The sequence below is a fragment of the Glycomyces sambucus genome (genome assembly GCF_900102815.1).
GTDB classification, from domain to species: domain Bacteria; phylum Actinomycetota; class Actinomycetes; order Mycobacteriales; family Micromonosporaceae; genus Glycomyces; species Glycomyces sambucus.
In genome coordinates, this window is sequence record NZ_FNGF01000001.1 from 904,343 (window position 1) to 917,142 (window position 12,800).

The window sequence follows — 12,800 nt, forward strand, 5'->3', positions numbered from 1 at the left end:
GTCTCAGACGAGGAAGCCGCGCTCGATCAGTCGCCGGATGACGGGGTACAGCTGCGCGTACAGCAGCGGGGTCTCGGCCCCGTAGGTGTCGGCGAGGAGCTGCACCTGGAGGCGGACCTCGGCGGTGCCGTCGCAGGCGCCGAGGAACGCGACCACGAGCGGGTCGGCCTCCTCCGCGTAGCGCATGCCGTCCGCCTGCTGGAGCCACTGCCGGTCCACGTCCCAGCCCTCCTCGCCGAGGACGGCGGACTGCTGGAGCACCGTGCCGGGGGCGACGCGCAGCCGCGCGGTCCACAGGTCCTCAGGGGAGAGCGGGCGCGCGCGGACGGCGAAGTGGTCGGCGACCCGGTCGCGCCACGGGGTCGCGACCGCGTGGCGGGCCTCTTCGCAGACGACCTCGGCGGCGCCGTCGACGCGGCGGACGGCGATGAAGCCGAACCCGACGGCCTCGACCTCGTTGGCCGCGAACCAGTCGAGCCAGGCCGCGGCCTGCTCGGCGTCGTGGGACTCCCCCGAGTCGCGCTGCCAGGTGCGCACGTAGTCGAGCGGGTCGAGCACTTCGCGCTCGACGGCCCACACCCGCACGCCCTCGTCGGGGAACCATCCGGCGACCCGCTCGGACCAGTCCTCCCCCTTGCGGTGCAGCCAGTTCGCGAGGAACCGCATGGTGCCGCCGGGGTTGAGGAGCGCGGTGGACGCGGCGGCGAGTTCGGCCGCGATGCCGTCGGCGTCGCGGCCGCCGTCGCGGTAGGTCCAGCCCGAACCGGGCGTGCCGATGACGAACGGCGGGTTGGCGACGACGAGGTCGAAGGTGCGGCCGGCGACGGGGGCGAGCAGGTCGCCTTGCAGCAGTTCGAGGTCCGCGCCGTTGACGACCGCGTTCAGGGCGGCGAACGCGAGCGCCCGCTCGCTCAGGTCGGTGGCGGTGACGCGCTCGGCGTGCGCGGCGAGGGCGAGCGCCTGGACGCCGCAGCCGGTGCCGAGGTCGAGGGCGCTCGCGACGGGCTCGCGGGGCGTCAGGTCGAGCAGGAGGTTCGAGGCGCCGCCGACCCCGAGGACGTGCTCGCGGGTGCGCCCGCCGGTGGTGTTCGGGAGCTGGTCGGACAGCAGCAGCCGGTCGCCGTCGAACTGGGCGCCCCACCCGGCCGCGACCGTGTCGGTGCCGTCGAGCGGGCCGGGTATGAGGAGGCCACAGCCGAGCGCTTCATCGAGGGTGAAGGGCGCCAGGGCGTTCGCCGCATCGGCGGCGGGGACCGGGACGCCGACGGTGAACAGGCGGGTGAGGACCCCGTGGGGGTCGTCCCCGCACTGCGCGAGGAGGGCCCGGTAGTCGCCGCGGTCGGCGGCGGCCAGTGCTTCCGGGCCGTGGACGGCCGACAGCGCGGCCCGGCGGAAGCCCCGAAGGGCCTCGCCGAGCCGCGCCGCGGCATCGGTCTGGAGGAGCCGCACTTACGCGCGCGGCTTCTCGCGCATCTCGAAGGCTTCGATGATGTCGCCCTCTTCGATGTTGTTGTAGTTCTTCAAGGTGAAACCGCACTCGAAGCCCTCGCGGACCTCGGTGGCGTCGTCCTTGAACCGGCGCAGCGACGAGATCGTGGTCTCGATGACCACGGCGCCGTCGCGCATGAGGCGGACCTTCGCGTTGCGCTTGATCGAACCGCTCGTGACGAGCGCACCGGCGATGTTGCCGAGCTTCGAGGAGCGGAAGACCTCGCGGATCTCGGCCGAACCGAGCGCCGCCTCTTCGTACTCGGGCTTGAGCATGCCCTTGAGCGCGGTCTCGATCTCCTCGATCGCCTGGTAGATGACGGTGTAGTACCGGACGTCCACGCCTTCGCGCTCGGCCATGTCGCGGACGCGACCCTCGGCTCGAACGTTGAACGCGATGATCGTCGCGGACTCGCCGTCGCCCGCCGCGGCGAGGTTGACGTCGGACTCGGTGATCGGACCGACGCCGCGGTGGATGACCTGGAGGTGCACTTCCTCCGGGATCTCCAGCGCGACCAGCGCCTCTTCGAGCGCCTCGACCGAGCCGGCCCCGTCGCCCTTGATGATGAGCGAGAGCGTGGTGCGCTCGCCCTCGGCGATCTTGTCCATGAGGTTCTCGAGCGTGGTGCGCGAGACGCGGGACGCCTGCTGGGCGGCGCGGCGGCGTGCCTGGCGCTGCTCGGCGATCTGGCGGACCGTGCGGTCGTCGTCGGCGGCGAGGAACACGTCCCCGGCCATCGGGACGGACGCGAGGCCCTGCACCTGCACCGGGAACGACGGGGTCGCCTCGGTGACCTTGGTGCCGTCGGCGTCGTGCATCGCACGGACGCGGCCGTGGGCCCCGCCCGCCACGATCGAGTCGCCGACCCGCAGCGTGCCCTTCTGGACCAGGACCGTCGCGACCGGGCCGCGGCCCTTGTCGAGGTGCGCCTCGATCGCGATGCCCTGCGCGTTGCCCTCTTCCGACGCCTCGAGTTCGAGCGACGCGTCGGCGGTGAGCAGCACCGCTTCGAGCAGTTCGGCGATGCCGATGCGCGGCTTGGCGGCCACGTCGACGAACATGGTCTGCCCGCCGTACTCCTCGGCGACCAGGCCGTACTCGGTCAGCTGCTGGCGGACCTTGCCGGGGTTCGCGTCGGGGAGGTCGGTCTTGTTGACCGCCACCACGACGGGAGCGCCGGCGGCGCTGGCGTGGTTCAGGGCCTCGATCGTCTGCGGCATGACGCCGTCGTCGGCCGCGACCACGAGGACCACGATGTCGGTCACGTTGGCACCGCGGGCGCGCATGGCGGTGAACGCCTCGTGGCCCGGGGTGTCGATGAACGTGATCGCGCGGTCTTCGCCCTCGTGCTCGACGTGCACCTGGTACGCGCCGATGTGCTGGGTGATGCCGCCGGCCTCGCCCGCCACGACGTTCGTGTGGCGGATGGCGTCCAGCAGCTTGGTCTTGCCGTGGTCGACATGGCCCATGACGGTGACGACGGGGGGACGCGCGACGAACGTGTCCTTGTCCTCGGCGTCGAGGTCGATGCCGAACTGCGACAGCAGCTCGCGGTCCTCCTCCTCGGGGGACACGATCTTGATGTCCCAGTCGAGGTGGGCGCCGAGGAGCTCGAAGGTCTCCTCGGACACGGACTGCGTGGCGGTCACCATCTCGCCCAGGCCGAACAGCTCCTGGACGAGCGTGCCCGGCAGGGTGCCGATCTTGTCGGCGAAGTCCGCGAGCGACGCGCCGCGGGCGAGGCGGATGGTCTCGCCGTTGCCGCGCGGAGCGCCCGACTGCATCCTCGGCGCTGCGAGGTTGTCGAACTCCTGGCGCCGCTGGCGACGCGACTTGCGGGACTTGCCGCGGGGTCCGCCGCGGCCGAACGCGCCCGCGGCACCGCCGCCGCGCGCCTTGCCGCCGCCGCCCGCGCGGCCGCCGCCGCCGCGGTAGGGAGCCGGCGCGCCGGTCGAAGGACCGGAACCGCCGGTGCCGCCCGCGGCACCGCCGCCGGAGCCGCCGAACGTGCCGCGGTAGTTGCCGCCGCCCCCACCGGGACGACCGCCACCGCCGCCGGGGCGGCCTCCGCCGCCGCCGGGTCCGCCGCGACCGCCGCCGCGGGCCCCGCGGGGACCGCCGCCGTCACGGCCGCCGCCGGCCGGACGACCGGGCATCATGCCCGGGTTCGGCCGCGGAGGCATCATGCGCGGGCTGGGACGGGGACCGCCGGGGCGGTCGCCGCCGCCTTCGGGAGCGGCCGGGCGCGGCTTCGCGCCAGTGCCGCCGCCGACACCGAACGGGTTCTTCGGGCCGGGCTTCGGCGCGCCCGGACGGGCGGCCGGAGCGGGCTTGGGGCCGGGCTTGGGCGCCGCGGCGGCGACGCGCGCGGCGTCGGCCTGCTCCTGCTGGCGCTTGAGCAGCTCCTCGGCGCGCTTCTGCTCCGCGGCCACCTCGATGTCGCGGGCGGACGCGGGCTTCGCCTCGGGCTGGGCCGGAGCCGCCGGGGCCTTCGGGCCCGGCTTGGGCGCCGCGGCGACGGGCGCACCCGGCTTCGGGGCGGCCTTCTTCGCGGCCTTCTTGGCCACGGACTCGCTCTTCGCGTCGACCTTGGCCTGCATGATCTTGGACGGGCTCGGGGCCGCCGGGCGGGGCTTCGCCGCCGCCTCGGACTTCACGGGCTCGGGCGTCGGGGATTCACTCTTCCCGGCCGACGCTGCCGGGGCGCCCTGTGCCGCGTCGTACTCCAGCCGCAGCCGTCGCGCCACTGGCGCTTCGACCGTGCTCGACGCTGACTTCACGAACTCGCCCATGTCGCCCAGGCGCGCGAGCAGCTCTTTGCTCGTCGTGCCCAGTTCCTTGGCAAGTTCATGTACGCGGGGCTTTGCTGCCACTGCACTCCTCACATTCGAGGCCGTACGGGCAGCGCCCGCCGACCTCAGCCTTCCACTGACAACCAGTTCATCGGGAGAACTTCATCGCGTGGTCTTCATTCGGTCTCTACCTGCTTCGTGTGCGGGAGTCGGCCTCTCGGCCGACTCCGACTCGACAAGGGCTCGCACCGCGGCGACGTCCACGGCTCCTTCTATCCTGAGCGCCCGGGCGAACGCACGCTTGCGAACTGCCTGGTCAAGGCAGTTCGAAGAGTGGTGCACATGGGCTCCGCGGCCGCTGAGGCGGCGCTGCGGGTCCGGAACCAAGCGGTTCTGGCAACCCTCAGAGCGTTGAACGACGACGCGCAGCAGCTCGGAAGCGGAAGCACGTCTGCGGCATCCCACACAGGTGCGGACTACCGCTGCGTCACGTTGCGATCCGTTGATCAGTCTACCTCCCGGAGCGGCGGCCGCCACCGGCCGGGCCGGTCTCCTCCTTCGCGCCGCCGGACACGTGGGCGTCGGACTTGATGTCGATCCGCCATCCTGTGAGCCTGGCCGCAAGGCGCGCGTTCTGGCCTTCGCGGCCGATCGCGAGCGACAGCTGGTAGTCCGGGACGATGACCTCGGTCGAGCGCGTGGACTCGTCCACGACCCGCACCGACAGGGTCTTCGCCGGCGAGAGGGCGTTCGCCACGAACTGCGCGGGGTCGGCGCTCCAGTCGACGATGTCGATCTTCTCGCCGCCGAGTTCGCTCATGACGGCGCGCACGCGCGAGCCCATCGGGCCGATGCACGCGCCCTTCGCGTTGACGTCCTTCGTTGTGGCGCGCACCGCGATCTTGGAGCGGTGACCGGCCTCACGTGCGATCGCCGGGATCTCCACGGCGCCCTCGTCGATCTCGGGCACCTCGAACGCGAACAGCTTCTTGACCAGGGCCGGGTGGGTCCGGGAGAGGGTGATCTGGGGGCCGCGGGCGGTGCGGTTCACCTGGATCACGATCGCGCGGATGCGCTTCCCGTGCTCGTAGTTCTCGCCGGGCACCTGCTCGTTCAGCGGCAGGGTGGCCTCGATCTTGCCGAGGTCGACGGTGACGATGCCGCGCTCGTTGCGCTCGCCGTGGGCCTGGACGACGCCGGTGACGATGTCGCCCTCCTTGCCGGAGTACTCGCCGTAGTTCACCTCGTCGGCCGCTTCGCGGAGCCGCTGGAGGATGACCTGCTTCGCGGTCTGGGCGGCGATGCGGCCGAAGCCCTCGGGGGTGTCGTCGCGCTCGGAGACGACCTCGTCCTCTTCGTTCACCACCGGCACCAGCACATTGGCGATCCCGCTGTCGCGGTTCACCACGACTCGTGCGCGCTCATCGGCCCCGGGGGTGTGCTTGTAGGCGGTCAGCAGCGCCGATTCGATAGCGCCGAGGATTGTCTCGAAAGGGATGTCGCGCTCGCGTTCCAGCGACCGCAGCGCGGCCAGGTCGATATGCACCCGTTCTCCTTAAGTCTTGAGTTGTCCTCACCGCGGCCGTTCAAGGCGTGCGAGCCGCGGGCGTCGCCATCGGACGCTCACCGCAGCTCGATCTGCACCTTGCCGGGCCCCAGCTCGGCATAGGTGGCCGAGCGGCGCGCGCCGTCGGCCTCTAGTTCAATCCCCCGCTCGCTGGCATCCGCGATCCGCCCTTTCACGGGCTCCTCCCCGATGTTCACGGCTACCAAGCGCCCAATATTACGCCGCCAGTGCCGGGGCTCGGTCAGCGGACGGTCGACCCCGGGCGACGACACTTCCAGGGTATATGGGGTGTCGGCGAAGGGCCCGCCCGTGGAGTCGGACTCGTCCAGGGCCTTGGAGCACGCTTTCGAGACAACGGCCACATCGTCCAGACTGATCCCGCCGTCCTTGTCCACAAGGACCCTGACGAGGAGCCGCCGACCGGCCTTGGTGACCGTCAGCCCCTCCAGGTCGAAACCCGCGGCCGAGACCGCCGGGTCGAGGATCGATTCCACTTCGGCGCGCTGCTCGGATCCCATGCGCACTCCTCTCGTATCGCCTATTTCGCCGAGATTAACCGCCCGGAGTCAGAATGGAAAGGCAGCCTGGGAAACTGGGGGGGTGTTCACGACCCGACGCGGACTCCTGATCGGCGCGGCCGCATTCGCCGCCGCCGGGTGCACGGAGCAGGCGCAGATCACCACGTCCGACGCGGACCTCACCGCGGCGCTCCGCACCGCGCGCGCCCTCGCTCAAGGCGCCGACGCCTTGGGCTACGGCGAGATCGCCGAGGACCACCGCACCCACGCCGCGACCTTGGAACGGCTCTTGCGCCCCAACACGATCGCGGAGGAGGAGGCCGCGGCGCCGGCCGACGCCGACGCGCTCGCCGCCGCCGAGACCGCCGGGAGCGCCGAGGCCGCGGAGTCGTCGATGACGACGCAGTCGGACTACGCGGTGCTGTTCGGGGAGATCGCGGCCAGCCGCGCCGCCCACGCGGCGGTGATCGCATGACCGCGGTCGACACCGGCCTCGCGGCCGAGTACGCGGCGATCTTCGCCTTTAGCGCCGCCACCGTGCACCTCGACGGCGACGCCCGCGACCGGGCCGAGGCCCTGGAGTCGGAGCACCGCACCCGGCGCGACCGGTTGCTGGACCACTACTCGGCGGCCGGGGCCGAGGCGCCCGCGCCCGCGGCGGGCTACGACGTCGGCGTCATCGCCGACGCGGCCGCCGCGCAGGAGCTGCTGACCGCGGTCGAGCTCGACGTCACCGCGACCTGGCGGGCGGGCGTGGCCTCGTCCGACCCGGAGGAGCGGCGGCTGTGCCTCGACATGTACGCCGCCTCGGCGGTGTCGCTGGCGCAGTGGCGGCTCGCCATCGGCCAGGCGGTGGCCGATCCGTGGCCGGGACGCGCCGAATAATTCACTGACCTGGGGGAACGCGAACAAGGCATACCGCGTATCCATCATTTGCATACCCGCTATACCCTACTGGGTATCTCCTCGAATCGGGGAGTGTCCCCCAGCGATGCGAGGTTGCACATGAGTGTCAAGCACAGCCTCCTGGCACTGCTCGAACGCGGCCCGGCCTACGGATACCAGCTCCGCACCGCGTTCGAGAGCGCCACCGGCAACACCTGGCCGCTCAACATCGGCCAGGTCTACACCACCCTCAACCGGCTCGAACGCGACCTGCTCGTCGAAGCCCTGCCCGAGAACGAGTCCGGCCAGCGCCCCTACCGGATCACCGACGCCGGCCGCCGCCAGCTCGCCGGCTGGTTCGCCTCCCCCGTCCAGGCCGCCGACCGGCCCCGCGACGAGCTCACCATCAAACTCGCCCTGGCCGTCACCACGCCAGGCGTCGACGTCGCCGACGTCATCCAGCGCCAGCGGACGGCCACCCTGCGCCTCCTTCAGGAGTACACCCGGCTCAAGGCCGCCGAGGACCACGCCGAACTCGCGTGGCGGCTGGTCCTGGAGTCGATGATCTTCCGCGCCGAGGCGGAGGTGCGCTGGCTCGACCACACCGAGGCCGTCGTCGCCCGCACCGGCCTGCCGGCGCCGAGCCCTTTCGCCGAGCACGTCGGACCGCACGCTGAACCGGGTGCCGAAACGCACGCCGAACGACCCGAGCCCGAGATCCTCCGAGAGAACCGGTGACCCCCATGACCGTCCTCCAGCTCCGTGGCGTCAACCGCGTCCACGGCGCCGGCGACAACGCCGTGAACGCCCTCGTCGACACCGACCTCCAGGTCGCCGCCGGCGAACTCGTCGCCATCATGGGCCCCTCCGGGTCCGGCAAGTCCACGCTCCTCAACCTCGCCGGGGGCCTCGACGCCCCCACCTCCGGGCAGGTCCTCGTCGAGAACACCGTCCTCGCGACCCTGAACAAGAAGCAGCTCGCGCGCCTGCGCCGCCGCAGCGTCGGCTACGTCTTCCAGGACTACAACCTCGTCCCCAGCCTCACCGCCGCCGAGAACGCGGCCCTGCCGCTCGAACTCGACGGCCTCTCCGCGGGCAAGGCGCGCGTGCAGGCGCTCGCCGCGCTCGAAGAGGTCGGCCTCGACGCCAAGCAGGCCGACCGGTTCCCCGACGAGCTCTCCGGCGGCCAGTCCCAGCGGGTCGCCATCGCCCGCGCCCTCATCGGCGAGCGGCGCCTCGTCCTCGCCGACGAGCCGACCGGCGCCCTCGACTCCACCACCGGCGAGGAGGTCCTCAAGCTCCTGCGCCGCCGCTGCGACGCCGGCGCCGCCGGGCTCCTGGTCACCCACGACGCCCGCCACGCCGGGTGGGCCGACCGCGTGGTGTTCCTGCGCGACGGCCGCGTCGTCGACTCCTCCGCGCCGCTCGCCGGCGCCGAGACCCTGCTCGAAGGGGCGGGCTCCTAGATGGGCACCGCGACGGGCGCGGGCAACCGCCTGGCCTTCCGGATCGCGCGCCGCGAGGCGCTGCGCTACAAGGGGCGGTCGGTCCTGTCGATCACGCTCCTGGGGCTCCCCCTGCTCGCCGTCGCCATCGGCGCCAGCGCGTACGACACCGCGATGCTCTCCGACGAGGAGGAGGCCGCCCAGGTCCTCGGCGAGAACGAGGCGTACGTCGAGTTCGCCGTCCCCGGCGCACCGCTGGTGCAGCACAGCTGGAACGACCGCTGGTCGATGTACGACATGGACGACTACGACGACCCGGGCCGCGCGGTCACCGACACCGAGATCCTCAACGCGCTCCCCGTCGGCTCCTGGATCGCGCCGTACACCCCCGACGCCGGTAGCGGCGACGCCGCGCAGGTGGAGACCCCCGACGGGCTCGGGCAGATCGCCACCTTCGGGTACAGCCTCGGCGACGGCCTCTACGAGGCCGCCGGACTGGAGTACATCGAGGGGTCCGCGCCCGGCAGGGGCGAGGTCGTCATCAGCAGCGCGGCCGCCGACTACCTCGAACTCGGGGTCGGCGACGACATCGACGTCGAGAGCGGCCCCGGCAGCGGCGAGCACGAGGTCAGCGGCATCGTCGAGTTCCCGTGGGACATCAACGGGCGCTTCGCGATCGGCGGGGTCTTCCCGGCCCAGGCCAGCGGCTGGCTGGTCGACACCCCCGAACCGCTCACCAAGGACCAGGCCACGGCGCTGAACGCGCTCGGGCTCACCGTGTGGGCGCAGTCCCTCCTGGACGAGCCGACCACCGGCGCGTACGCCGGGCAGCAGGTCATGGCCGACGACGCCGAGCTCATGATCTACGGGCTCATCATCGTCGCGGTCGTCATGGAGGTCGTGCTCCTGGCCGGGCCCGCGTTCGCGATCAGCGCCCGCAGGCGCACCCGCGAGTTCGCGCTCATGAGCGCCAACGGCGCGACCCCGGGCCAGATCCGCAACGTCGTCCTCGCGGGCGGCGTCCTCTTCGGCATCCTGGCCGCCGTCGCGGCGATCGTCCTCGGCATCGGCATCGTCGCGGCCGGGACGCCGTGGCTGGAGCAGTTGGTCGGCCACCGCAGCGCGGGGCTGCGGATCATGCCGGCCCTCCAGGCCGCGCTCGTCGGCGTCGCCCTCGCCACGGGGCTGCTCTCGGCGCTCGCCGCCGCGGTCAGCGCCTCGCGCGTCAACGTCGTGGAGGCCCTGACCGGGCGCTCGGGCCGCCACAAGAGCTCCAAGAAGTGGATGCTCACCGGCATCGCCATGGTCGCGGCGGGCATCGCCGCGGGCCTGGGCGGGGTCGCGCTCTGGAGCCTGCCGCTCATGGCCGCGGCGATCATCCTGGCGCAGCTCGGCATGGTCGTGTGCACGCCCGCGCTGCTGTCGTTCGCCTCGCGGCTGGGCCGGTGGCTGCCGCTGGCCCCGCGCATGGCGCTGCGCGAGGCCGGGCGCAACCGCGGCTCCGCGGCGCCCGCGATCGCCGCCGTCCTCGGCGTGGTCGCGGCCGGCATGGCGTTCTCGATGATCGTCACCGCCGACGCGGTGCGCACCGAGCAGAACCAGGAGCGGCTGCTCCCCCAGGGCGCGATGACCTTGAGCCTGTGGGACAACGCCGGCCAGGAGGGGCAGGTGGACTGGGACGCGGTGGTGGCCGAGGCCCAGCCGATCCTGGAGTCGCGCCTGAACGACCCCGAGCTGACGCCGGTGCCCACGTACAACGCGGACGACTGCGACGAGACCGCCTCGCAGCCGAACGGTGTGGTCGCCTGCCAGTGGTCGCTCACCCGGCCCGAGGAGAACCGCTGCTCGTACTGGGAGCAGGACCTCGTCGACGAGGAGGCCGAGCGGGCGGCCGTCGAGGCGGCCCGCGAGGACGAGCGGTGCGACGAGACCGCCGCCGACTTCAACGGCGGGATGTGGGACATCCCCGGCTCGACCGATCCGAAGATCGTCGCGGCCTACACCGACCTCGAAGGCGAGGAGCTGGACCGGGCCGTCGCGGTGCTGGAGGAGGGCGGGATCCTGGTCGCCGACCGGTTCGCGCTCACCGACGAGGGGACCGTGGTCCTGGAGCAGCGGCTCACCGAGTACGAGGAGGAGACCGGCATCACCGGCGACGAGGAGGTCGCGGTGAACAAGCTGGAGGTGCCCGCGATGTACGTGGACCGGGGCCAGCTCGGCTACAACCGGGTCTTCCTGAGCCCGGGGGCGGCCGAGTCGATGGGTCTCGTCGCGGGCCTGTGGCAGCAGATCTACCTGGTGGAGACCCCGACCGAGGTCGACACGGCCGCGGCCGAGGCGCTGGCGGCGGACTTCGACCAGGAGCTGGCCGGGGGCGACGTGTGGGCGCAGTTCAGCGTGGTCGACTACACCGACCCGTTCACGTTCTACTTCACGATCGCCGTGACGGGGCTGTGCGCGCTCATCGCGCTGGGCGCCACCGCGGTGTCGACGGGGCTCATCATCGCCGAGCAGAAGCGGGACATGGCCACACTCGGCGCCGTCGGTGCCGCACCGGGGCTGCGCAAGCGGTTCGCGATGTGGCAGACGGTGGTGATCGCGCTGTTCGGCGCCGGGCTGGGCACGGCCGCCGGGGTGATCGGGTACGCGCTCATCCGCGAGGCGCTGAACCGGCCGCTCCAGTGGTCCTACCCGTTCGAGACGCTGTACGGCTGGGAGCTGCCGTGGCCGAGCTTCGGGATCATGCTGCTGGCGGTGCCGCTCATCGCGGCGGCGGGGGCGCTCGTCTTCACGAAGGCGACGCTGCCGAGCGAGCGCCGGATCACGTAGGCCGTCGGCCGGATCGCATCGGCGCACATACGGAAAGGCCCGCCCGCGGAATGCGGGCGGGCCTTTCTGCATGTGCGGGAGGCGGCGCCGGCTCAACCCCTCGGAGACATCGGCATCTCAGTGACCGGCGCCGCCCCGGCTCAGCTTATGAGGCGGATGCCACTACGCCTGTCCCGCAGGCGTTCCGGCGGGGGCCCCTGTGGACGGGAGGGTGAGGACCTCGAAGCCGTCGCCGGTGACCAGGAGGGTGTGCTCGAACTGGGCGGACCACTTGCGGTCCCGGGTGACGGCGGTCCAGCCGTCGTCCCACATGTCGTGCCCGGCGGTGCCGAGGTTGATCATCGGCTCGATCGTGAAGGTCATGCCGGTCTCGATCTCGGTGGTGAGCTCCGGGTTGTCGTAGTGCGGCACGTAGAGGCCGGAGTGGAACGAGGTGCCGATGCCGTGGCCGGTGAACTGGCGGACCACGCCGTAGCCGAAGCGGTCGGCGTACGCCTCGATGACCTTGCCGACGACGTTGAGCCGCCGCCCGGGCTTGACGGCCCTCATGCCGCGCCACGTGGCCTTCCAGGTGCGCTCGACCAGGTCGCGGACCTCCTGCGAGACGTCTCCGGCGAGGAACGTGGCGTTGCAGTCGCCGTGGACGCCGCCGATGAACGCGGTGATGTCGACGTTGACGATGTCGCCGTCCTCGACCACGGTGGAGTCGGGGATGCCGTGGCAGATGACCTCGTTGACCGAGGTGCAGCAGGACTTGGGGTAGCCGCGGTAACCGAGGGTCGAGGGGTACGCGCCGAGGTCGCACAGGTACTCGTGGACGAGGGCGTCGATCCGGTCGGTGGTGACCCCGGGGGCGACGGCCTTGCCGGCCTCGACGAGGGCGTCGGCGGCGATGCGGCCGGCGGTGCGCATCCGCTCGATCGTCTCGGCGTCCTTGACCTCGCTGCCGGTGAACGGGGTCGGCGCGGGCCGGTCGACGTACTCGGGGCGCGCGATGGCGTCGGGGACGCTCCGCCGGGGGCTCTGCCTTCCGGGGCGCAGTGCGGGACGGGAACTCATCCGGACAGGGTAGCCAACGCGGCCCGCGGGACCTGCGGGGCCGTTGTGGCACCGTTACCGAGACGACGCGGAAAAGTGCGGTTCGCGAGGAGAAAACCTCTTGCGTTTCGAGTCCCGAATCGGCATCCTGGGTGCACCGGCCCGCTCCTTCGAGCAGGTCGGACCCCGCGAAGCCTCTCCTATCCGAGCCGACGCGGGGCGCTGCTCCCGCGGTAG

11 protein-coding genes are annotated in these 12,800 nt (G+C 72.2%); 5 read left to right on the plus strand and 6 right to left on the minus strand.

Translation table 11 applies throughout. The features are described 5' to 3' along the window. Window positions 1-3: 3 nt before the first annotated feature. The 5 genes from BLS99_RS04230 to rimP form a co-directional block, all read right to left on the minus strand. Window positions 4-1,449 carry a DUF7782 domain-containing protein gene (locus BLS99_RS04230; RefSeq protein ID WP_091043994.1) on the minus strand — a complete coding sequence of 482 codons (1,446 nt, stop codon included), beginning with the start codon at window positions 1,447-1,449 and terminating at the stop codon, window positions 4-6. Next, window positions 1,450-4,362 (minus strand): translation initiation factor IF-2, encoded by a 2,913-nt coding sequence (gene infB, locus BLS99_RS04235; protein ID WP_091043997.1) that lies wholly within the window; start codon window positions 4,360-4,362, stop codon window positions 1,450-1,452. Between the two features lie 81 nt (window positions 4,363-4,443). Continuing rightward, window positions 4,444-4,818 (minus strand): YlxR family protein, encoded by a 375-nt coding sequence (locus BLS99_RS27585; protein ID WP_218126231.1) that lies wholly within the window; start codon window positions 4,816-4,818, stop codon window positions 4,444-4,446. Next, complete coding sequence (gene nusA, locus BLS99_RS04245) at window positions 4,793-5,827, minus strand: transcription termination factor NusA (protein ID WP_091044000.1); 1,035 nt, start codon at window positions 5,825-5,827, stop codon at window positions 4,793-4,795. The genes BLS99_RS27585 and nusA overlap by 26 nt, the downstream gene beginning before the upstream one ends. A 77-nt stretch (window positions 5,828-5,904) precedes the next feature. Next, complete coding sequence (rimP, locus tag BLS99_RS04250; protein ID WP_091044003.1) at window positions 5,905-6,366, minus strand: ribosome maturation factor RimP; 462 nt, start codon at window positions 6,364-6,366, stop codon at window positions 5,905-5,907. Between the two features lie 82 nt (window positions 6,367-6,448). On the opposite strand from rimP, the gene BLS99_RS04255 reads away from it, so the two are divergent. From BLS99_RS04255 to BLS99_RS04275, 5 genes are all read left to right on the plus strand, one after another. Then, a complete protein-coding gene (locus tag BLS99_RS04255; RefSeq protein ID WP_091044007.1) occupies window positions 6,449-6,841 on the plus strand; it encodes a hypothetical protein in 393 nt (130 codons plus the stop codon). After that, complete coding sequence (locus BLS99_RS04260; protein ID WP_091044012.1) at window positions 6,838-7,251, plus strand: DUF4439 domain-containing protein; 414 nt, start codon at window positions 6,838-6,840, stop codon at window positions 7,249-7,251. Before BLS99_RS04255 ends, BLS99_RS04260 begins: the two co-directional genes overlap by 4 nt. 120 nt (window positions 7,252-7,371) lie before the next feature. Continuing rightward, window positions 7,372-7,989 carry a PadR family transcriptional regulator gene (locus BLS99_RS04265; RefSeq protein WP_091044014.1) on the plus strand — a complete coding sequence of 206 codons (618 nt, stop codon included), beginning with the start codon at window positions 7,372-7,374 and terminating at the stop codon, window positions 7,987-7,989. A gap of 5 nt (window positions 7,990-7,994) precedes the next feature. Beyond that, complete coding sequence (locus tag BLS99_RS04270) at window positions 7,995-8,717, plus strand: ABC transporter ATP-binding protein (RefSeq protein ID WP_091044889.1); 723 nt, start codon at window positions 7,995-7,997, stop codon at window positions 8,715-8,717. Further along, window positions 8,718-11,525: an ABC transporter permease gene (locus tag BLS99_RS04275; protein ID WP_091044018.1), complete on the plus strand. Its 2,808-nt coding sequence runs from the start codon at window positions 8,718-8,720 to the stop codon at window positions 11,523-11,525. Between the two features lie 162 nt (window positions 11,526-11,687). Here the strand turns inward: BLS99_RS04275 and map are convergent, their stop codons facing one another. After that, complete coding sequence (gene map, locus BLS99_RS04280) at window positions 11,688-12,584, minus strand: type I methionyl aminopeptidase (protein WP_091044022.1); 897 nt, start codon at window positions 12,582-12,584, stop codon at window positions 11,688-11,690. Window positions 12,585-12,800 lie beyond the last annotated feature (216 nt).

Coding starts and splice junctions, on each gene's coding strand:
- rimP (WP_091044003.1), bottom strand. CDS start 6,366: ATGGGATCCGAGCAGCGCGCCGAAGTGGAATCGATCCTCGACCCGGCG.
- BLS99_RS04260 (WP_091044012.1), top strand. CDS start 6,838: ATGACCGCGGTCGACACCGGCCTCGCGGCCGAGTACGCGGCGATCTTC.
- BLS99_RS04265 (WP_091044014.1), top strand. CDS start 7,372: ATGAGTGTCAAGCACAGCCTCCTGGCACTGCTCGAACGCGGCCCGGCC.
- BLS99_RS04270 (WP_091044889.1), top strand. CDS start 7,995: ATGACCGTCCTCCAGCTCCGTGGCGTCAACCGCGTCCACGGCGCCGGC.
- BLS99_RS04275 (WP_091044018.1), top strand. CDS start 8,718: ATGGGCACCGCGACGGGCGCGGGCAACCGCCTGGCCTTCCGGATCGCG.
- map (WP_091044022.1), bottom strand. CDS start 12,584: ATGAGTTCCCGTCCCGCACTGCGCCCCGGAAGGCAGAGCCCCCGGCGG.